Source organism: Vibrio sp. K4 (assembly GCF_051122595.1).
Lineage (GTDB): Bacteria > Pseudomonadota > Gammaproteobacteria > Enterobacterales > Vibrionaceae > Vibrio > Vibrio owensii.
On the sequence record NZ_CP178578.1, the window covers coordinates 254,913 to 275,239 of the forward strand.

Annotated in this window: 23 protein-coding genes, 1 tRNA gene, 1 rRNA gene and 2 pseudogenes; 6 read left to right on the top strand and 21 right to left on the bottom strand. The window is 43.4% G+C overall.

Features of this window, described 5'->3' with window-relative positions; translation table 11 throughout:
* Positions 1-62: 62 nt before the first annotated feature.
* The 10 genes from ACLIIY_RS18605 to ACLIIY_RS18650 form a co-directional block, all read right to left on the bottom strand.
* Positions 63-1,235 carry a tetratricopeptide repeat protein gene (locus tag ACLIIY_RS18605; RefSeq protein WP_045413515.1) on the bottom strand — a complete coding sequence of 391 codons (1,173 nt, stop codon included), beginning with the start codon at positions 1,233-1,235 and terminating at the stop codon, positions 63-65.
* Positions 1,232-1,852 (bottom strand): energy transducer TonB, encoded by a 621-nt coding sequence (locus ACLIIY_RS18610; RefSeq protein WP_005438297.1) that lies wholly within the window; start codon positions 1,850-1,852, stop codon positions 1,232-1,234. The genes ACLIIY_RS18605 and ACLIIY_RS18610 overlap by 4 nt, the downstream gene beginning before the upstream one ends.
* Positions 1,852-2,256 (bottom strand): ExbD/TolR family protein, encoded by a 405-nt coding sequence (locus tag ACLIIY_RS18615; RefSeq protein ID WP_005438299.1) that lies wholly within the window; start codon positions 2,254-2,256, stop codon positions 1,852-1,854. Before ACLIIY_RS18615 ends, ACLIIY_RS18610 begins: the two co-directional genes overlap by 1 nt.
* Entirely contained in the window at positions 2,253-2,807 is a 555-nt protein-coding gene (locus ACLIIY_RS18620) for a MotA/TolQ/ExbB proton channel family protein (protein WP_038896582.1), read from the bottom strand. The genes ACLIIY_RS18615 and ACLIIY_RS18620 overlap by 4 nt, the downstream gene beginning before the upstream one ends.
* A complete protein-coding gene (locus tag ACLIIY_RS18625) occupies positions 2,807-4,174 on the bottom strand; it encodes a MotA/TolQ/ExbB proton channel family protein (protein ID WP_434529085.1) in 1,368 nt (455 codons plus the stop codon). The genes ACLIIY_RS18620 and ACLIIY_RS18625 overlap by 1 nt, the downstream gene beginning before the upstream one ends.
* A complete protein-coding gene (locus ACLIIY_RS18630; protein ID WP_038896585.1) occupies positions 4,175-4,942 on the bottom strand; it encodes a DUF3450 domain-containing protein in 768 nt (255 codons plus the stop codon).
* 75 nt (positions 4,943-5,017) lie between these two features.
* Positions 5,018-7,108 (bottom strand): TonB-dependent siderophore receptor, encoded by a 2,091-nt coding sequence (locus ACLIIY_RS18635; RefSeq protein ID WP_434529086.1) that lies wholly within the window; start codon positions 7,106-7,108, stop codon positions 5,018-5,020.
* Between the two features lie 206 nt (positions 7,109-7,314).
* On the bottom strand, positions 7,315-8,688 hold the full coding sequence (locus ACLIIY_RS18640; protein WP_434529087.1) for a histidine kinase sensor domain-containing protein: 1,374 nt from the start codon (positions 8,686-8,688) through the stop codon (positions 7,315-7,317).
* Positions 8,688-9,353, bottom strand: coding sequence for a response regulator transcription factor (locus tag ACLIIY_RS18645; RefSeq protein ID WP_005438307.1), 666 nt, complete (start codon positions 9,351-9,353; stop codon positions 8,688-8,690). Before ACLIIY_RS18645 ends, ACLIIY_RS18640 begins: the two co-directional genes overlap by 1 nt.
* Before the next feature lie 161 nt (positions 9,354-9,514).
* Entirely contained in the window at positions 9,515-10,468 is a 954-nt protein-coding gene (locus ACLIIY_RS18650; protein ID WP_434529088.1) for a lactate/malate family dehydrogenase, read from the bottom strand.
* A gap of 272 nt (positions 10,469-10,740) precedes the next feature.
* Between ACLIIY_RS18650 and ACLIIY_RS18655 the strand changes: the two genes are divergently transcribed.
* The gene (locus ACLIIY_RS18655; RefSeq protein ID WP_434529089.1) at positions 10,741-11,448 is read left to right on the top strand and encodes a glycerophosphodiester phosphodiesterase family protein; all 708 of its coding nucleotides are present in this window, start codon (positions 10,741-10,743) and stop codon (positions 11,446-11,448) included.
* Positions 11,449-11,477: 29 nt separating this feature from the next.
* Here ACLIIY_RS18655 and ACLIIY_RS18660 read toward each other — a convergent pair whose 3' ends face one another.
* Complete coding sequence (locus ACLIIY_RS18660) at positions 11,478-11,960, bottom strand: L,D-transpeptidase family protein (protein ID WP_020196825.1); 483 nt, start codon at positions 11,958-11,960, stop codon at positions 11,478-11,480.
* Positions 11,961-12,136: 176 nt separating this feature from the next.
* On the opposite strand from ACLIIY_RS18660, the gene ACLIIY_RS18665 reads away from it, so the two are divergent.
* The 3 genes from ACLIIY_RS18665 (at position 12,137) to ACLIIY_RS18675 (ending at position 14,372) form a co-directional block, all read left to right on the top strand.
* Positions 12,137-13,132 carry a 2-hydroxyacid dehydrogenase gene (locus ACLIIY_RS18665; RefSeq protein WP_122069289.1) on the top strand — a complete coding sequence of 332 codons (996 nt, stop codon included), beginning with the start codon at positions 12,137-12,139 and terminating at the stop codon, positions 13,130-13,132.
* 84 nt (positions 13,133-13,216) lie between these two features.
* Entirely contained in the window at positions 13,217-13,573 is a 357-nt protein-coding gene (locus tag ACLIIY_RS18670; RefSeq protein ID WP_005438317.1) for a YibL family ribosome-associated protein, read from the top strand.
* A 646-nt stretch (positions 13,574-14,219) separates the two neighbouring features.
* On the top strand, positions 14,220-14,372 hold the full coding sequence (locus tag ACLIIY_RS18675; protein WP_434529090.1) for a hypothetical protein: 153 nt from the start codon (positions 14,220-14,222) through the stop codon (positions 14,370-14,372).
* Between the two features lie 206 nt (positions 14,373-14,578).
* Here the strand turns inward: ACLIIY_RS18675 and ACLIIY_RS18680 are convergent, their stop codons facing one another.
* A complete protein-coding gene (locus ACLIIY_RS18680) occupies positions 14,579-14,767 on the bottom strand; it encodes a hypothetical protein (protein WP_434529091.1) in 189 nt (62 codons plus the stop codon).
* A gap of 135 nt (positions 14,768-14,902) precedes the next feature.
* Between ACLIIY_RS18680 and ACLIIY_RS18685 the strand changes: the two genes are divergently transcribed.
* Positions 14,903-15,652 carry a hypothetical protein gene (locus ACLIIY_RS18685; protein WP_434529092.1) on the top strand — a complete coding sequence of 250 codons (750 nt, stop codon included), beginning with the start codon at positions 14,903-14,905 and terminating at the stop codon, positions 15,650-15,652.
* A gap of 216 nt (positions 15,653-15,868) precedes the next feature.
* Here ACLIIY_RS18685 and ACLIIY_RS18690 read toward each other — a convergent pair whose 3' ends face one another.
* The 3 genes and pseudogenes from ACLIIY_RS18690 to ACLIIY_RS18700 all read right to left on the bottom strand — a co-directional run.
* Positions 15,869-16,132, bottom strand: a complete 264-nt coding sequence (locus tag ACLIIY_RS18690; protein ID WP_434529093.1) for a hypothetical protein — start codon at positions 16,130-16,132, stop codon at positions 15,869-15,871.
* Between the two features lie 223 nt (positions 16,133-16,355).
* A pseudogene (locus ACLIIY_RS18695) lies at positions 16,356-16,475 on the bottom strand (hypothetical protein); the annotation flags it as partial.
* Positions 16,424-16,540: pseudogene (locus tag ACLIIY_RS18700) on the bottom strand (hypothetical protein); the annotation flags it as partial. The pseudogenes ACLIIY_RS18695 and ACLIIY_RS18700, both read right to left, overlap by 52 nt.
* Before the next feature lie 185 nt (positions 16,541-16,725).
* Between ACLIIY_RS18700 and ACLIIY_RS18705 the strand changes: the two are divergent.
* Entirely contained in the window at positions 16,726-17,121 is a 396-nt protein-coding gene (locus ACLIIY_RS18705; protein ID WP_140352736.1) for a hypothetical protein, read from the top strand.
* 33 nt (positions 17,122-17,154) lie between these two features.
* Here the strand turns inward: ACLIIY_RS18705 and ACLIIY_RS18710 are convergent, their stop codons facing one another.
* From ACLIIY_RS18710 to rrf, 6 genes are all read right to left on the bottom strand, one after another.
* The gene (locus tag ACLIIY_RS18710; RefSeq protein ID WP_140352735.1) at positions 17,155-17,691 is read right to left on the bottom strand and encodes a hypothetical protein; all 537 of its coding nucleotides are present in this window, start codon (positions 17,689-17,691) and stop codon (positions 17,155-17,157) included.
* A gap of 65 nt (positions 17,692-17,756) precedes the next feature.
* Entirely contained in the window at positions 17,757-18,194 is a 438-nt protein-coding gene (locus ACLIIY_RS18715) for a hypothetical protein (protein WP_434529094.1), read from the bottom strand.
* Positions 18,181-18,516 (bottom strand): hypothetical protein, encoded by a 336-nt coding sequence (locus tag ACLIIY_RS18720; protein WP_257976708.1) that lies wholly within the window; start codon positions 18,514-18,516, stop codon positions 18,181-18,183. The genes ACLIIY_RS18715 and ACLIIY_RS18720 overlap by 14 nt, the downstream gene beginning before the upstream one ends.
* 92 nt (positions 18,517-18,608) lie before the next feature.
* Positions 18,609-19,823, bottom strand: a complete 1,215-nt coding sequence (locus ACLIIY_RS18725; protein ID WP_434529095.1) for an integrase domain-containing protein — start codon at positions 19,821-19,823, stop codon at positions 18,609-18,611.
* Between the two features lie 164 nt (positions 19,824-19,987).
* A tRNA-Ser gene (locus ACLIIY_RS18730) sits at positions 19,988-20,078 on the bottom strand.
* 84 nt (positions 20,079-20,162) lie between these two features.
* A 5S ribosomal RNA gene (gene rrf, locus ACLIIY_RS18735) occupies positions 20,163-20,279 on the bottom strand.
* Between the last annotated feature and the right edge of the window lie 48 nt (positions 20,280-20,327).

A 20,327-nucleotide genomic window follows, 5' to 3' on the forward strand; every position in this document is an offset into this window, starting at 1 on the left:
AAAGACCCGAGATATAACCCGGGTCTTTCGATCATTAATATATGGTCTATTGTCACATGGACTTAGCTGTTCTGGCTCGCTTTCACTTTACGCAACTGAGATAGGTATTTCACCCAACTCTCAGCTTGAGTTGAGGGCTCAATCTCATTGGCGCGTTTTGCGTTGGCAAGAGCGTCTTCAATGCGTTTCAGCTTGTAGTAGGCACGAGTCTTAACCAATGCCACATCCGCTTTGCGACCCGAGACTTTATCCAATGCAATCAGAGCATCTTTGTAGTGCCCTTCTTGGACAAGCAACTGAGACAAGTTCCAATAGTATTGGCGATCCAGCTTCGCGGCTACGCGCCAACTCGCTATCGACTTATCCCACTCTTTCGCCATTTGCCAGTACGTAGCTTGCTGCGCTTTAAGCTTGCTGTCTGAGTTAACTTCATTTAACTCACCCAACACTTTTGCTGCACGCTCTGGAATACCGCGCTTGCCATACAGCTGAGCAAGAAGTTTGAGGTCATCTTGGTTCAACTCTACGCCTTTCAGCTTCGCAAGAGCCAAAGCATCAAGAGCACGCTTATCATCATCGACACGTAGATACAGAGCAACAAGCTGACGCCACCATTCCACACGCTCTGGCTCGATCGCAATCAAGCGTTTGATCGTGCCAATCGCAGGCTGCCACTTTTTCAGCTCTAGCTCTGCAGATAGCTTGATGGACAGTGGTGCCATTTCGTCTGGCTGGCCATATTTCTCATAACGAGCCATTGCAGAAAGAACTTTATTCCACTGACTTAACTGGTAATGAGACTGTGCAATACGCAGCCAAATTTCATGCGCCTTTTGGCTCTCTGGAACCGATTTACTCAAGTCGTAGTAATGTGGCAAGGCTTTAGAGAACTGCTGTTCATTGAGCAACATATCAGCCAACATTTTGCGCGTTTGCCAAGCTTGCTCATCTTCCAGAAGACCACTGTTTACCGCAATCTCTAGCTGTTTAATTGCAGGCTTAACTTGCTCATTCTGCCAGTAGAAAATACCTAGCATTCGCGCCACAAACGCTTGATCGTAACCACGAGATAAATCGAGGCCTTCAAGAGTTGAAATAGCTTCTTGCAGCTTTTCTTCTTGCGCTAGGTTATGAGCGCGTTGAACACGAGTCGCCGTGTATTGACTCAGTTCATTCGCGACGGTGGTAAAAGCACTTAGGCTTAATACCGCACCGATTAAGAATTGCTTCATCATTTGGCTAACTTGAACTCCACTTTAGCGGTTTGTCCGAACTGCTCAATTGAGACACCATCTTCAACTTTCGGTTGATATTTCCATTTCTTAAGCGCTCGAATCGCTTCTTTTTCGAAGATACGTTTTGGCTTAGCGTCAATCACTTCAATGTCTTTAGGGCGGCCTGTCGCGTCAATGGTAAAACGCATCACTACGTAACCTTCCATTTTACGTTTCAATGCTTTGCTTGGATAACGAGGATCAACGCGGTACAGAGGCAATGCTTGCTGGTTGCCCATCGTGCCTTTTAAGTTAGGTGCACTGATCGCAATGCCATCTAGCGCAGTGTTCAAACCCAATGCGCTGATTGGCGTCACTTGGCTCATCGGCTCTACTTGGGTTTCCGCTTGAGACAAATCCATCGGTTCTGGTGCTTTTGGTGGTTCTGGCTGTTCAGGAACAGAACGTTGACGACGTTGAACATCAGCATCATTCTCGACCATCACCATGTCAAAGCGCACCGCCTCTGACGGTTGAGGTGCGCGTTGATTGCCTTTATCGACCATCCACGCCATAAAGCTAAACAAGCTCACCGCAATCAAAATTGACGCTGGTAGCGCGAGTAGTAGCCTGCCCATTAAGGTTTCTCCGCTGCCAATGCGATGTTCTTCACACCAGCACCTTTCGCCGCATCCATCACCTTCACCACCGTTCCGTTGTACGCATGTTCATCCGCTTGAATGACAAGTGATGCCTCTGGTTGCTCAAGTAACAAGTGCTCAATGGTCGCCTCTACACGTTCGATATCCACCAAACGTTTATCGATGTACACATCGTTCGCTGCTGTCACCGCAATAAAAATGCCTGCGTCTTTTTGGCTAACCACATTCGATGCTTGTGGTCGGTTAACTTCTACACCTGACTCACGTACAAATGAACTGGTCACAATGAAGAAGATCAGCATGATGAACACGATATCCAGCATCGATGTTAGATCGATTTGCGCTTCATCTTGTTGATTATTTCTACGTCCGAGTCTCACTTCTGACTCCTTAAAGATTGTTCTAACTGGAGGGCTTTACGCTCACACACTTTGCTCAAACGCGCATGGACAAACATGCCTGCAAGTGCCGCAACCATACCTGCCATAGTTGGCAGTGTTGCAAGTGAAATGCCTGAAGCCATCAATTTTGGATTGCTACTGCCTTGTGTGGCCATCACATCGAAAACTGTGATCATGCCAGTCACCGTACCTAGCAAACCTAACATCGGGCAAATCGCCACGAGTACTTTAATGGTTGATAGGTTTTGGCGCAGTTCAATGTGTGCTTTTGCAATCCATCCTTCGCGGATTTGATGCGCGTACCAAGAGTGGTGGTCAGGTCTTGCTAGCCACTGCTCACAAAGCTGTTTCTTCACCTTCGGAAACTCCATTGTCAGGTAAAGTACACGCTCCATAACCAGTAACCAACACACCGCTACAACGGCTGCTAGCCACCATAGGATTTGGCCACCTTGCTGCATAAAGCTCATCAAGGTTGAGGCCCAATCCTCACTGATCAAACCCAATGTGTTGAGTAGGATCTGCTCCATTACGCTGCGTTCTCCGCTGTCGTGTTAGGGTTGTTTTTGCCTTTTGGCATATCGCGCTCGGCTTGTTCCGCTACAAGACCAATACCTTGCTTTTCAAGAATATTGCGAATGTTCTCTGCTTGAGAGCTCAAGACGTTATGAGCAAGAAGCAATGGCATTGCCGCAACGAGGCCAAGAACAGTTGTAACTAGCGCCATAGAGATACCGCCTGCCATGACTTTTGGATCGCCATTACCAAACTGAGTGATCACTTGGAACGTTTCGATCATGCCTGTTACCGTACCTAATAGACCAAGCATCGGTGCTAGAGCAGCAAGCAGTTTCAGCATCGACAACCCCTTCTCAAGGTGAGTCTGCTCGTCAACTACCGCTTCTAATAAGCGAAGTTCTAATGCTTCAACGCTACGATGTTTGTCTTTTTGGTACACAGCAAGAATGCGACCAAGCGGGTTGTCTTCTGGTTGAGTTGGGTTCTTTAACTGTTTGGCGATTTTTTGACGAGCGATCATCAATGACACACCACGAACCAACGCGATGATCAAACCAACCGCTAACAAGCCAAGAATGATCTGACCAACGACACCACCTGCATTCAGGCGATCCGCCATTGTCGGAGAATTTGCCAATTGCTCAAGCAAGATGCCGCGTGATGGGTCAATCACTAAAGAATCGATTTCACCCGAGTTCAACGAGCTTGCTGTTGGTCCATTTTCTGGTTGACGGAGGTAGCTCATCGCATCGCCGCGTTGACCGTTCCACTTAACGTAACCAGCGTCATCCAATAGCGCCATTGAGCCAAGGCGAACACCGTTGATCGTTTGTTCACGACCTTCACCATCAAGCAGAGTGAATGACACTTTCGCCATTTCACCACTTGCTTTTACTTGTTCTTCCATACTGCGCCACATCGCTTGAAGCTGAGGCAGAGTAGGCAGGGATTTCGCCGCAACGATATCATCGATATTTTGCTGATATGAGTTTGCGTCTACACCAGTAACGGAATGCTTAAGTTCTGCTTCCAGCTCTTTTGCGTTTTGACGAACAACACCAAATAGCTCACCCAAGCTGCCAGTTTCTAGACGTAGCTTTTCTTCTAGTTGAGCCAGTTCCGCTTCGTTTTCACTAAAAGTAACACCAAGCGTGTCAGCTTCTGCTTGTAGCGCCGCACGTTCTGCTACAAGCTTGTTTTTCATTGCCTGTAGCTCTTGCTGAGTTTTGTTAAAACCAGATTCACGAGCCACATTATGGGATTGCTGTTGGCGATTTTCTTGTTGTGCTTTTTGCAGCAGAGTGTCACTTGCAAACGTCGTATGCGGTAAAAGCGCAGCAGTAGAAATCAATGCAACCGATAGCCATTTCTTCATCATTTATTTGCCCTCCGCTACGTTTAGAGACACTGGCAGAGTTAGCATGCTTGGTGCGATCTGTTTATTTGCCATGGCAAACGCTTTATCGAGTTCAGATTTTTGTTCTGAACCAACGGACTGCCATGCGTTCTGTTGTTGTGACCAGCTCCAGAACTGCTCACCAGATAGGCTACGAGCAACTAGCGACACACGGCCTAAGTAAAGAATATCAGCCTCAACTTGGTCGTTACCTTCCAATGCAATCTTGCCTTGGTAGATACCAATCTTAGTGCCGTAGTCCATTTCGATTTGGTACGCTTCTAGAATACGACGGAACTTCTCAGCATCCGCGACATCTGCTCGAGTCATCATGGCATCAAGCTTAGCAATACGCTCCTCACGTTGCGCTTTGCGGATCGGTTTATCATTCGCAACGATAGTCTTTAGACCATCCAACATGTGATACATAAGCGGGACCACACCTTGACGAGTTTGAGCGATCTGCTCAATTTGCTCATTCAAGCTTGCCACTTCCTCGTTTTGGCTATCAACAAGGTTTGAAAGGTGGTCGCGATAAATCTTCAAGTTGCTGACTTCTTCATTCAACTGTTCAATTTCAGCTTCTAGTGACAAAGACTTCTCTGCACTTGCATCGATACGCTTCTGGCTTACTGCAGACGCTTGGTTAGTTTTACTCTGCACTGCTTGAGCATCGTTAAGATTTTCCGCTTGAACGGGAATCAAAACCGATGTGATCAACAGAGCGATACTTGATTTCATTAGATTCATACGAGTTATATTTTCTGTTTTCCAAAAACGACTAAAGGGGAAGACTACTCTTCCCCTTTAAAAATCAGTTTGTTATCAGTACTTGAACTGAATTGTCGCCATGTAGTTTCGGCCCTCGCCTATCACTACACCGCTAGCTCCTTCTTGTTTACTGTTGGTGCTACCACCACCTGCTAGGTAGTCAGTATCAAACACGTTTTCAACATTGAAACGAGCCACAATATCTAAGTTCTCATCATACTTGTGTGTGTACGCAACGCCCATATCAATACGTGCATACCCATCTTTCTTAAATGTGTTCGCTGCGTCTCCGTAGCGCTCACCTTCATAAATCAGACCTAGGTTAACATCAGTGTTGCTCTGCACTTTGTAACGAGACCAAACACTTGCTGAAAACTCTGGAACGTCCGCTGGACGGTTACCTTTGTAATCCGCACTCTCAGTGATTTCTGCATCTAGGTACATTGCAGAAGCCGTTAGCGAAAGTTCCTCAGTCACAAAACCTTGCGCTAGGATTTCCGCACCGCGGTGTACTTGCTCACCATCTTGAGTCTTCTTGTACATCACATCGCCGCCAGCATTAACGCCGTCTTCAACATCTAATGCGATGTTTTCTAGAGTGATATCAAACACAGCACCAGAAACAAGCAGACGTTCATCGAACAGTTCCCACTTAGTACCCACTTCATAAGAGATACCGCGTTCTGCGTCTAGCTCTTCACCATCGTTGGTGTAATCAGTACTGTTTACCGTGCCTTGAGGCATAAAGCTCTCAGAGTACTGAACGTAAATAGAACCGTTGCTTGCAGGGTGGAAAATCACACCTAGTTTTGGTGATACTTGGCTTTCCGTTAGGTCATCGCTGCGTTTTTCATCGTAACGAACACCAGCAAGAACCTGCCAGTAATCGTTAATTGTCATCATGTTTTGCGCGTAGATACCCCAAGTATCATATTCGCTAGTAGGCCATTTCTTAGAACTCGTTGGCTCTGGCTTCACAACCGTCTCACCTGCTGGAACATACTCGCCGTCATGGAAAGCCATAAAGCGGTCGTAGCTGTAATCCAAGTAGTTTGCACCGACTAAGAAAGTATTATCTGTACCAAACAGAGAAAAGTCAGTCGTCACATCTACGTAAGCAGTATCAAATACCCAGTGGTCAGAACGCTCGTTACCCTTGTGCTTAATCGTACCGTTTTCTTCGTACATATCGAACTTAGGGTAAGACTCTACGTCGAAACGTTTGAAGTCTTGACGGTTATAGCCCGCTTTCACGTTAACGCTGTCCGTCACCTGTGCATTAATGTCGATACCGTAGTTTTCTACGTCATTGTCGATCTCTGACCATTGTGCATCCCAGATGTACTTATCACCGCGAACGGCTTTACCATCGACAATGTAAGCGCCGGAATCAACGCTACCGTCATCTTTCGTACGGTCATAGTGCGCTGACACCATGATGTTTTCAGTGATATCGTATTCCACCACCAAACCACCTACTACGCGGTCAGTTTGTGGTTCCGTACCATCACCGTATTTGCGCCATGAGCCGTAGCTTTCTTTTGCAAGAATGGCACGAGCACGCAACGTTTGTTCTTCATTCAACGAACCACTGACATCAAGTACAGTTCGTGAATGGTCATCTGAACCGATATCTTGGCTCAGGCTCGCGTGAGTTTCTGTTGTTGGCTTCTTCGAAACCATGTTCACCAGACCACCTGGTTCTGACTTACCGTAAAGTAGACCTGATGGACCTTTAAGAACTTCAACACGCTCTAAAAGCTCAATTGGTTGACGGTAGTGTGACCAATGCTGACGACCATCACGTAGGAAGCCGTCTGAACTGCTCAGTTCAAAACCACGTAGCGAGAAACGCTCACGGTTACGGCTTGTACCGCCCGCACTAACACTCGCGTCATTTTGTAGAACTTCACCTAACGTGCTTGCACGCTGCTCATCGATTACTGCTTCATCAATCACAGCAACTTGTCCTGGAGTTTCCAATTGCGTCATTTCCATGCGCATTGCTGTTGTATTCGTATCCGCTTTGTAACCGAATTCGCGACCTTCTACGACTAGGTGCTCATCCGCATTTTGAACTTCTGCCACTGCAGGTGCCGCTAACACCGCACCGATCACTAATGCCAATTGGCTCTTAGAAAACATACCCATTCACTCCGATTATTGGGTAGCACATAACTGCTATGTGGTTCCCTCTTAGTTATTTCGCGAGTGAATATAAGTGATAACTATTACTATTTGCATTAAATTTACATTCTTTGCATTCGTAAAGTTTTGTAAAGCGGTAAAGGGTCATACTCGCCGACAATCGAGATCTAGATCACACTAAATCAGCACTTTTGACATGGATTTTACTGTCTAAAAAGTAATGTTACTGCAAGCCCGCCCTCTGAACGATTGCTTGCAACGGCTTTCCCACCCATCATTCGCATGGATTCTTTTACAATGGCCAACCCCAGGCCGTAACCACCTAACTTTTTGTCTCGAGAAGCGTCCAGTCTTGTGAACGGGTCAAAAATATCTGTCAGTTTATCTTGTGGGATGCCAGGACCATTGTCGGCTATCGTCACAGCCAAATAGCTGTGCTTGTCCGTTGTTTTGTTTGCTAGAGAAACATCTATATGAGCTGACTTACCGGCATACTTAATGGCATTGCCAATCAAATTGTTCAAACAACGCACCACTAACGTATCGTCACATTGCGCTTTTGTTCTTGTCGCCTCAGAAACAAATGTGAGGTTTTGCTGTATCTGCAAATCGATTTTGCAGCGCTCGACTTGAGGCGCCAGTAGCACTTCTAAATCGCTGCGTTTTAATTCCGTATCGTAGCGAGCATTCTCTAAACGGCTGAATTCCAAGATTTCACCAATAAGATGGTTCAGCTCATTGGCCTCTTCTTCCATACGCGTTACTAGGGTTTGTTCATTTTCCCCAACTCGCTTACGCAATAGATGTAACACTAAGTTTTGGCGCGCTAATGGTGTACGTAACTCATGGGAAACATCACGAATCAAGCGACGCTGCTTTTCAGCAAGAGAATGAATCTCTTTTGTCATGTGGTCGAAGTCTTGCGCCAGCTCGTTGAATTCGCGGGTGTTCGACTTTAGTTCATCCACCACACTGACGTTAAAGTCACCGTTCGAAAGCCTTTTACTGGCTTCTCTTAAGCGATCCAATGGTTGCTGTAAATTCCGTGCCATCAACAAAGAGAACAGCGCCAAGATGACCGCCGCAATCACAACCTTTAATACAGAGAAATAAAGGATGAAATCATGAGCGGGGTGCAAACGATGTGGCAACTGAATCACTAGGCTGTTGTTTCCAACAAGAGGAATATTAAATATCGGACGACTTACTCGGCCTTCCAGTTGTTCGTCCAAACGTCGCTTAAATTTCAACTTGAATTCAAAGTGCGGATGCATCAAACGGTGGGTAAGTGGGCGCTGATTTTCGTCAAGTACAAACAAGTAAAAGTGCTGTGCATTCGCCCAATCGGCCAGCTCGTCCATGTCGCCTTCTTCGATCAACACGTTAGCTTGATGCGCTAAGTCCAACATTTCAGTCTTTACACTAGCAGGTACTTTTAGCATGGCTTTGACTAGGGCTTGTTCAGCAACCGCTTGAACGGCCAAGATGCTAATGACGATAGCCGTCATGTAGCTGAAAAGCTGAAATGCGAGGCTGTCTCTTCGTTTCACAAAGTAGGATGGACACACAAATCTCATTAGCCAGTCACAGCCTCTAAGTAGCTATAACCTTTGCCACGAAACGTTTTGATGTGCTGTTTGGATAAACCCGCTTCTACCAATTTACGTCGAATATTACTGATGTGCATATCCAGATTTCGATCAAACGGGCTCAGTTCCTTTTTAAGGACTTTTGTTTGTAATTCCGCTTTAGAGATCACGACACCTTGGTTTTTTACGAGGTAACTCAACAGCTCTGCTTCCGTTCCAGTTAAAGGTAGGCTGTCTAACTGATCACTAATGCTCTGTACCGTAGAACACATAGCCTGTCTTTGGCGCTCCAAGCCAACTCGGCGAAGAATGGCTTTGATTCTCATCAGAAGTTCCGAGACGTTAAATGGCTTACCAATGTACTGATCCGCACCAGCTTGATAACCATCTAACATCGAGTTCTCATCATTTAAGGCTGTAAGCATCAAAATGGGGGTAGCAAAGCGTTGGCAAATGCGACGAGCGACTTGCATACCGTTTAGGTTCGGTAGCATCACATCGAGAAGTACAAGGTCAACGGGTGTTTTTTCCATATACTGCAATGCGCTCTCTCCGCAATGAACAGAGGAGACGATATACCCTTCTTCTTGCAATACGGTTTCCAACAATTCACACAAAGGAACGTCGTCATCTACGATCAAAACTCGAGACATTGCACACCACCACTTAAATAAAAATGGTTCGCATTCTATTACTCATTTGCAGATTAAACAACCATAGTTTTTAAGGTTTTTGCCCAAAAAACAAGCGTAAAAAAAGCCCACTTTTCAGCAGGCTCTCTCTTGCGATATTCAGTATATTTTACTCTTTTAAATCAGCACTTTAATCCGGTTACTTTTGCAACATCTTCGACTATTCCTCTCAGGTTGCTGCTGATGGACTGAAGCGTTTCTAGTTCTTCTTCAGAAAATGGATGAGTAAGCACTGACTCCGCGCCTTTTTTGCCAACGATTGTAGGTAAACTGATCACGACGCCTTCAACGCCATATTGCCCCGACATCATAGTACCGACAGGGAGAACTGAGCGCTCATTAATTTTGATAGCCTGAATGATGCGGAATACACTTGCTGCGATACCATGAACCGTATTTTGCTTACGACGGAAAATCTCATATCCTGCCTGTTTTACCGCTTCAAGCAGTTCGTCGGCATCAATACGCTCTATATTATTGGCATCACAATAGAAATCCGCTGGTTGACCCGCGATGGAAATCAAACTCTTAGGCGTGAAACAGTTACTGCCGTGCTCTCCAAGAACATAACCAAAGATGTTCTTAGGATCTAAATCGACACGACTTGCCACAATACTCATCAAGCGAGCAGTATCAATCACACAACCACTACTGATCACTTTGTTGTTCTCAAAGCCAGTATTGGTAGTGATAAAGTGGGCCACAATGTCGCACGGGTTAGAGACAACGATAAGCGTAGCATTTGGTGCAACTCGCTCAACTTTACGAGCGATCTCAACACCAATTTTGGCATTGATTTCAGCAATATCGATACGAGTCTGGCCTTGCTTGATCTGCGCACCGGCAGTGATGACGACAATATCCGCTCCTAAAAGGTCAAGGTAATCGTCAGTAGGAATGATATGAGTGTTCTTTGAGAAGGTTAGTGCTGCGGTATGTCGAAAATCGAATACCTCACCTTCGGCACGTTCTAAGTTTTGATCTAGTAGAACCAATTCACTCACGCTGCCCATAGTCAGCAGGTAATTACATACCCCGACACCGACAGCTCCAGCACCAATAACACCGATTTTCATTCTTCTCTCCCTGATAATAAAACGAAGCTCTCACTTTGTGTCCACCTTAAAAATAGGGGGCATGAGAGCATAAAAGTCCTATTGCGTAATTTGACTCAGAATACCGCCCCAAACCAGTATTTCTCTGCTTGATGACGTTTAAATGATGAAAAATTCGTCTTTATATATGCATCAATAGGTGCTGTTTTAGATTACCTCGTACATTTGCGCTCTATTCTCAGAAAGAAAAAAGAGTACAATTCTGTGCAGTTTCTTATTGAGAATAGACGTATATGACAACGCTATTGATTGGCCACCGAGGTGTGGCAGGTAAGTTCCCCGAAAACACGAAAGCCAGCGTTCAAGCTGCGATTGATTTAGGGTTAAATTGGGTTGAAGTCGACGTACAACCGACCAAAGACAATGTACTGGTAGTTTGCCATGATCATACCGTGAACCGCTGTAGCAACGGTAAAGGGCGAGTTGACCAAATGACACTATCTGAGCTCAAAGCGTTAGATTTTGGTCGTTGGTTCAGCGATGAATTCGCCAATGAATCCATCATGACACTGTCTGAACTCCTAGAGCTTGCTGCAGAAAATGACCTAAACCTTAACATCGAGGTTAAAGTAGATCATCACTCTGCCAATGACGTTGCTCAAATGGCGGCTCAAACTCTACTAGACGGTCCTTTACCTAAAGAAAGCATACTTTTATCAAGCTTTAGTCATGACGTCATTAGAGCACTGCACAAGCGTTGTGAGGGTTATCGACTAGGCGTGCTGAGTGAATTCTTTACTCGAAAAGACCGATTGTTGCTCGAAGAAGTTGATGCCTACAGCTGTAACCTCAATATTAACTGGGTTCGCTCACGCCAAATCCATAAGCTACAACAAGCCGGCTATAAGGTGATGTGTTACACAGTGAACAATCCCAACAAACTAAAACATCTTCCTATCTTGGATGGCATCTTTAGTGACCATCCAAGTCGTTTTATGTAATAGCTGAGATGTCGATATTGGGAGCTCCATTACCATTCAATAGTAATTGGGGTTCCCATTTTGACTAGCTTGATAAATTCGTCCATTTCTTCGTTAGTAATGGCAATGCAACCGTTAGTCCAATCGAAGCTTTGAATAAATTGAGGTGATTGAGTCTCACCATTTTTAAGACCATGAATTTTGATCTCGCCGCCAGGTGACACTCCTCTTCTATGCGCTTCCAAACGGTCAATCGCGTCAGGGTAACTAATATGCACAGAGCGATAGAAAGCAGAATCATTGATCACGTAATCTAACGTGTAATCACCTTCTGGAGTTCTATTGTCACCCTCTTCTTGCTTGTGCCCTTTTGGATTAGCACCCAATGCGATGCGATACTCTTTAACGACCTCGCCATTCTCCATCAGATACATCCTACGCTTTGACTTATCAACTTTCACCAAGTCGACCGCTGCGTGAGCACCAGACACAAACGTACAACACAAGATCAAAGACAACCATTTTACTGACATCGCCAGAACGCCTAACTCATCCACTTAAGGGGAACACAAAAAAGAGCAACCATGCTAGTCAGATGGTCACACTAAAGCAAACTTAATGTGTGCAAATTTAACTACTCATTACACTAAAATTGGCTTACTTTATAAGGAGATTACTTTACAAATTCAGCACAAATAGAGAGGGTATTATGCTCAACATTGCTTTTTTCAGTGCAAAATCCTATGACGAAGCCTCTTTCAACAAAATCAAAAACAACCGAGACTTCGAATTTCACTATCATGATTTTAGATTAACGTCTAAAACTGCAAAAATGGCACAGGGTTGCGAGGTTGTCTGCGCCTTTGTAAACGATGACTTGTCTGCTCCGGTTCTAAAACAACTTTCCATTGGCGGCACAAAATTGATCGCGATGCGTTGTGCAGGTTTCGACAAGGTCGATTTGGAAGCAGCGAAAGAACTTGGTTTACAAGTTGTCCGCGTTCCTGCCTATTCACCAGAAGCCGTGGCAGAGCACACTGTCGGTATGATGATGTGTCTGAATCGACGCTTGCATAAAGCTTACCAGCGCACCCGTGACGCCAACTTCAACCTAGAGGGTCTAGTCGGCTTTAACTTTTATGGCAAGACGGTTGGTGTCGTAGGGACTGGTAAGATAGGTATCGCCACCATGCGCATCTTTAAAGGGCTGGGGATGGAAGTTCTTTGTTACGACCCATATGAAAACCCTCTTGCGTTGGAAATGGGCGCGCGTTACTGCTCTCTTGAAGAGATCTATGCTAACGCAGATGTCATCTCACTACATTGTCCAATGAGTGAAGAAAACTACCACCTGTTGAATGAGAATGCATTCTCGCAAATGAAAGACGGTGTAATGATCATCAACACTAGCCGCGGCGAACTGCTTGATTCTGTTGCAGCGATTGAGGCGCTAAAACAAGGCAAAATCGGAGCTTTGGGCTTGGATGTGTACGACAATGAAAAAGACCTCTTCTTCCAAGACAAATCCAATGATGTGATTGTCGATGACGTGTTCCGTCGCTTGTCTGCATGTCACAACGTACTATTCACTGGACACCAAGCGTTCTTGACTCATGAAGCCCTCAACAACATCGCGTCTGTGACCCTAAGTAACGTAGAAGCCTTCTTTACGGGCAATCCTTCAGGTAATGAGCTTATCAACTAAATCGGTAGATCGAGCAGTATAGTAGAGCGTAGAATTTCAGCTATGCTATACTCCTCGACCATTAAAAATTTGAGCCCAATTACCATGAGCATAAAAACTGATATTCAAAAGCTGCACAACCGTTTAGATAATTGCCAACGCAAATTGGATGCGGCGCGATCTCGTGGTGATCACGAAATGATTACTAAGTTCACGAATGAAGTTGATGACTTAACGAAGAAGCTGAATCAACTTAAGCACAAGCAAACATACGAACTAAACAAAGAGCGTAAGAGCCTGCTTGATATGCCATTCTCTCGTGAAATCACTAAAGCAGAACAAGCAGATATCGGCAAGCTTAAGAAGCGTGTACGCGGCCTAGTTATCGTTCACCCATTAACAAAAGTGGGTAAAGAATTACGCCTAGACGTAATGACAGGTTTTGCTCCAAAAGAGTTCTAATAACTCTATTAAGCAACGGATATTGAAAAGCCCAAGCAGTTAGCTTGGGCTTTTTTGTATCTCAAATTCAGTGAGTTGAGTTTTGGTTGAATTCCATTTAAATGGTGAGTGACAGTGTAACCCGCTCAGTTTTCAAACAAATAGAAGATATAACCTTAGACAATTTTCAAATGCTAAAAACGACAAAAGCCCGCTGATTTTTCAGCGGGCTTTCTATGTAGTGTCTGAGTTCAGGGGCAACTAATCCGGGGTCGCGACTGACTTAGGACTTGATGCAAATCCCGTCTAATTCACAAACGTCAGAAATGAAAAAAGCCTCGCTATTTCTAGCGAGGCTTCTTAATAGTGGCGGAGAGATAGGGATTTGAACCAATACTCTGAATGCATTGTCACACCTAGCTTCGTAGGCGCTAGAGTTTATTAAGGTAACGCGTAATGTACCCGTATGTGTACCCAAAACAGCTCTAAGTTCAACTGACTACGCGTTACATAGTTTTGATGTTAAAACCGAAGTTCTGTAAAAGCCATGAAGAATTGCTGACATTGTATAGAATGTGGGATAAAGTGAGTACGTTACGGTCCCATGCCGTAACGTACTCGAACAGACCACTACCAATGGTCTTCACCACACAACAGGAAAGTTGTTATGTCAGAAAGTAAAAAAATTGAAGCACTCGAACGTCGAACAAAAAGTCTTGAAAAACAGCTACACGACGCTACCCACGAAGTTGACGAAGACAATGTCATCATGATTACCGACGGAGGATCTGTAATACACGTTAGAGAACGCCACTCTTAAGTAGGGTGAATTGCAAGACAGCTACATCACAACTATAAATTTAGTAACTGTTGTTTTATTTAAAGGAAATTACAAAATGAGCTGTTTAAAAAACAGTAACTAAAAGCCTACGTTTGCGCGTAGGCTTTTTTATTTCCCTACATATAATAATACTTTCTATGTACTGAATTAATATAACCTCCATCATGAAGAGAGAGATTACTTTTTTAAGGCAAGTCATTTTTATCGGATAAATTGGAGCCATTTTGAGGAATGGCTAAGGTATCGCCGGCGTAAATCATTTCAGTGTGCCGACCTAAATTTAAATGGGTCTGTAGTGCTCTACAAACCTGTAGCACCACCGGCCTTACCACCGCTTTATCCGCATCCGACACCGGTAATAAATATCCAGGCATACACTTCTCCTTAAAAAAGTAATCTCTCTCTTCATGATGGAACTCAATGGATAGTCGTATCCATTGGGTGACATATCTATTTTTTTGTCGATAATTTCTGATAGCATTTAGGGCTTTAATCCTAAATGTATTTAGATGAAAGTATTGATTAATCAGTATAATACTGGGTCAGTGGCAATACTGAACCCAGAGGCAAGGTATGCCTCATTTCTTGTTGATTACTCATTAATAGCAAAGCCGTTTGAAGCACGTCCGTATCGAGTAAAGGACGTGATAAAAACGGTCAGAATTTCAAAGGGTATCGATGAAACGCCGTCTAAATGGGATGTGGTATTGCCACAATCGCCATTGAATAGTTCATTGCGTATTTGGCAAACAGCAAGCGTATCGCGCTTGATGGGCACCGCTACAGTGAATGCTAAAGTGCGGGAGTACTTTAGTGGCTTACCGTTGCGTTTGGACTATCGATTGAATTTGATTAAGCTCGTGACGTTTGTCGCGAAGCAGTTAAACTATCGGCTAGACTGTGCGTTCTACAGTGAAAAAGAGATAGCGGCGTTTACTAGAACGTCGCAGGACAATGTATCTCGTTGCTTTAGTGAACTAAAAGCAATGGGATTACTGGACGTAGTAACCTGTCGTAGTCAGTACCAGGGCGGAAAAGTCTTGGGCTCTTACGTAAAGGTTACGAGTGAGTTTAAAGACTTGTTTTTAAACGGTGTAGAGTGGCCTGATAGTGGGCCATTCTTTCCATATACAGAAAAAGATTACTTGAAACATTTGCATGAAATCGAACGTGTAGGGCGTGAGTTACAGAGCTTGATTCAACGTCAATACTACCCTGAGCGTGTGATTAATCACGCTTACTATCTGCTCATTGGATAGGGTGGGTGGGCGTAGGGAGTCTATCTGAAAAATATAATATTAGTCAATTCTAAAATATTATACATCTATATTACTAAGGTGTACTTCTATATATATCAATAATGTTCATTAGTGTATGATAGCTAAAATATTACAAGTATATATTACTAGTATGATTAGCAGTGATTATAGATTTAGGTATTAATAAAGCCTCACTGGGAATGAGGCTTAGCGTTATCAGGTTCCACTGTAAAATGGAATTTGAGCTTCTAGAAAACTCTTTTTAGAATTAAGTTCATTTACTTCTTGAACCAGAAAGTTAATTCTAAAATGTAATAACGACATTTCATTAATACATTCTGAATAGTCCAACTTTCTCTTTAGTCGGGTTTTAAATGTATTTAAAACCCCTAAGCGAGTTTGAACTATTTTCAGTTCATCTAGTGCTTTATATATAACTACCATACTCGGTAGTTGTTTTTGAGTAACCTGCTTTATCATTTGAAGTACCTTTCAATCAAAACCTGCTCATTATGAGCACCTCAAAGAGAGCCTTTCTTCGTCCGGAAGGCTCTCTTATTTCTACGTCAATCGTCGTCTTGCTCACCTACCCATTCAGGGCTATCAGCGTCATCGCGCTCATGTTGAGTGGGACTAGTTTCGGAGCTTTCCCATGGGAAAATAATATTTTTTTTCACAATGTATTCCTTATTGTATTTTTTACTCAACCCGAAGGGTTGGGCGTTGGGCGTTGGGCGTTGGGCGTTGGGCGTTGGGCGTTGGGCGTTGGGCGTTGGGCGTTGGGCGTTGGGCGTTGGGCGTTGGGCGTTGGGCGTTGGGCGTTGGGCGTTGGGCGTTGGGCGTTGGGCGTTGGGCGTTGGGCGTTGGGCGTTGGGCAAAATAGCCCACTTTAAAAGGAGGGACAAGTATAGAAATGTCAAAATTTCATAAAATGTGACAAGGGAGCAAGCAAATGAAAATACGGAACATTAGGCGGTTTGTGTGCAACCTAATACTTATTAATTCTCGACTATTACAGGAAAAATTTTTCTATGTTAAACTGTTTTAAAATTGGTCTAAGGAGATAACAAGTAGTGTCTACTGAAAGTGAAAAAATCATGCTCACTACAGACCAAGTGTTAGCAATTGTTGGCCATGGGGCTACGCAAGAGCAGCTTGACGGTGTACGTCGTGAGTTAGATAACAAACTAGATAGAGTAGCCTCTGAACTCAGTTCAGACATTAACAAGCTCGATACCAAATTAAGCTCTGAGATTAAAGAACTTGAGGGTAAGCTTGAGCGAGTAGCCTCTGATCTTGATGCAAAGATAGATCGAGTACATTCGGAACTGCATACGAAAATCGATGCCAAGTTTGACAAACTGGATTCTAAGATTGACGGTAAGTTCAATATGATACTAGGGTTCTTGCTAGCAAATGTGGCTGGTGTGATCGGTGGGGTGGCTTGGTTAGCCTCAAAGATTGGATAAAAAAAGAGAGAGCGTAAAGCTCTCTTTTTTTGTTTATGATTCTAGGATTTCGGTCAACGCAGTGGTTAGTGATGGAACAGTTTTTTTAGCTGTCCTGTTCGAATTATGAGGACCATAACAAGCACAATATTCCATAGGCGTATATGGCAACTTACTTCTGGTTCGCTCAATAGACTTACGAACACTCTCTAGTTCACTCGTTCTTCCTGTTGTAACTGTAATAGACGGCCCAGTATTGCTAGACTTAGCATTAATGATAGCAATATCCCAAGAAGCCCTTGCTTGAGAGCTTGAGTTGAACTGAAGAACAGTTACGGCCCCCATGTAAGGAATATCAATATTAGGAAATGTCAGTTTTAGCTCAATAGAGCCATATTGAGCTAGAAGTACCGAACCATTTTGCTGTACTGAAAAAGTAAAACCTGCACTTTCAGCAAAAGTTTTAAACTCTTCTCTTAACTCATTAAAGATGCGCTCTTTATCCAACAAAAACTCGCGACCGAACTCAGAATCAAGCTTAGCTAGTTCTTGTTTAGCATCTTCTAATTCTTTCATTTCTTGTAATATCATAACTTACCTAAATAACTGTTTATTAGTACAGTTATGCTACCGCAACTATATTGATTGTTCAATTATTAATCCCATAACTTTAACTCTTCCAAGACACGAAAAGTATCAAATGGTTGTGGGTATTTTTTTTGTAATCGTTCAATCTCTGACATGTCTAAATGCGACAAATCTCCTTTGAACTTTAAAGGTTCAAGAATGGTAGACTTTTTCAATAGCTCACGTTGTTGCGGTGATAAATTAACGCTTAGCGTGCGTAGCTGCTCCATTTGAGGAAGAGCACAGTTCTCTGAGTTCTTTAAAGAGATATAACCAACGACTAAACGTTTATCAAGTTGAGATAAAGACTCAAACCATTCGTTAACAGGAAACGGTGTAATATTCTGTTTAAGCTCTAAGTTGCAATGTTCAATAGCCTCACCAGCGTCAATCAAAGCTTGATTAAAGGTAGTACTACTTATCGAACTAAAAGATATAAACAGTAGTGCAAAGCTACAAAGACGCATCAGCTACGCACCTCCAGAACTCTCCCTCCTCGCCGTGACTATAAAGCGCTTGCATTGTCGCAATTTGTCTAATGCGCTCCCTAGTCGCTTTCCCTGCACCTTGTAGCACTCTCGAAAACTCAACCCAATCATAACCACCGATACTAATTAAACGCTCTGCGGGGTTAGCTCGATCTAAGAAGAGATCCAAGATAGGCACAGAACCTAAAGCAATTAGTAGATAATTACTTTGTTCTGCTACGAATTGGATTTCCTTAACAGCTTCGACACTACTGCGGGAAAGCTTAAGATTATTAATGGAACAGTATCCAAGTTTTGCCATGAGTACACCTTACAAACACAAGCGAAGTAAAATGACACTCTAACAAAAAAAACAATTGCGCAATACGTTTCATAGATTGAATTAGTGTGACGTTACATCGCATTACATGCAGAAGTTTCAATATGGTCACTCCACCACTGCATCATTTCACGTCTTTGCTCTACGTATTGACTACGATTGTAAGCTGCGCGCACTTTATTTTTATCTGCGTGTGCTAATGCTGCTTCAACTAAATCACCTTCAAAATGTGGTTGTTCGTTAAGTGTCGTACTTGCTAATGATCTAAGACCATGTGATACAAGTTGGCCTTTGAAGCCCATTCGCTTAAGAGCCATATTCACACTCGCATTACAACAAGGACGAGTTACATCTTTGTGGGATGCAAAAATATATTCACTAATACCATTACCACTGATGACTTCCATTTCTTTGAGTAACCTGATTGTTTGGTTCGTGAGTGGTACAAAATGATCTCTTTTCTTTTTCATTCTCTTTGCTGGAATACACCACAGTTTTCTATTCCAATCAATTTCTTCCCATCTTGCTCCTGCTGCTTCAGAAGGTCTAACCATAGTGTGCAACTGCCATTGAATCAAACAACGCGTAGTATTAAAGATACGAGCACGAGAAACAGCACGCATTAACTCTGGCAATGCTTCTGGTGGCAATGTCTTCATGTGCACCGCCTGCGGCTTTCGAAATGCATCTTTGATATCTGAGAGTGTGTTGATTTCAATATAACCAATGTTTCGAGCAAACTTCATGATCTCATTCAATCGCTGACACACTCGCCGTAAAACTTCTAAATTTCCTTTACGCTCTAGCGGCCTAAGAGCTTGGATAACCAATTGGGGGGTGATTTCAGAGATAGGTACAGTTCCTAATACTGGTAACACATGCATTTCTAAAGAGCGATAGATGTCTTCTGCATGGTCACTAGTTACACTGCCTTTTTTAACTTCTAACCAACTTTGGATCACGCTTTCTAACGTCATGTTTAAACGCATTTTTTCTTGTTGTGCTTGCTTATCACGGTGAGTTTTTGGATCGATGCTTTGCTCAATGAGTTCACGAGCTTCACGTGTTTTTTCGCGTGCGACTTTAAGAGAAGTATTTGGATAAGTACCTAACGTGAAATTAACACGTTTAGATAGAATAGGATGGGTATAATTTAAGAGCCATGTCTTAGTGCCGTTTGGTTTGATTCTTAAGCGCAAACCGTAACCGTCGGAAAGAGTATATTCTTTCGCCTTTGGCTTAGCATTTTTGATTTGAGATTCTGTAAGTGGTTTTACTTGTTTTGCCATGATGGTACACCGTTAAATTGAACGAAATGACAATGTACCCAAGAGTGTACCTATTCCGCTAGGACACCTAGCAACCTTATCCGCCTTAAAGCGACAGAGAACCACGATTTACAAAGGTTTTAGATATAAAAAAAGACGTCCTAAGACGTCTTTCTTCATGTGTTTGGCGGAGAGATAGGGATTTGAACCCTAGATACGCTATTAACGTATGCCGGTTTTCAAGACCGGTGCTTTCAACCACTCAGCCATCTCTCCACAAATTGTTACTAAAATTTAGTCTTACTTAAATAATGCTAAATCTCAGTTTTGCCTTTAGATTTATCTAAAAGCGATATTAAAGCCTGGCGATGTTCTACTCTCACATGGGGAAGCCCCACACTACCATCGACGCTAATTCGTTTCACTTCTGAGTTCGGAATGGAAGTCAGGTGGGTCCAAATCGCTATGGTCGCCAAGCAAATTCTTTAATTCGGAAAACTGATGTTAAGTTCTATTTACACATTC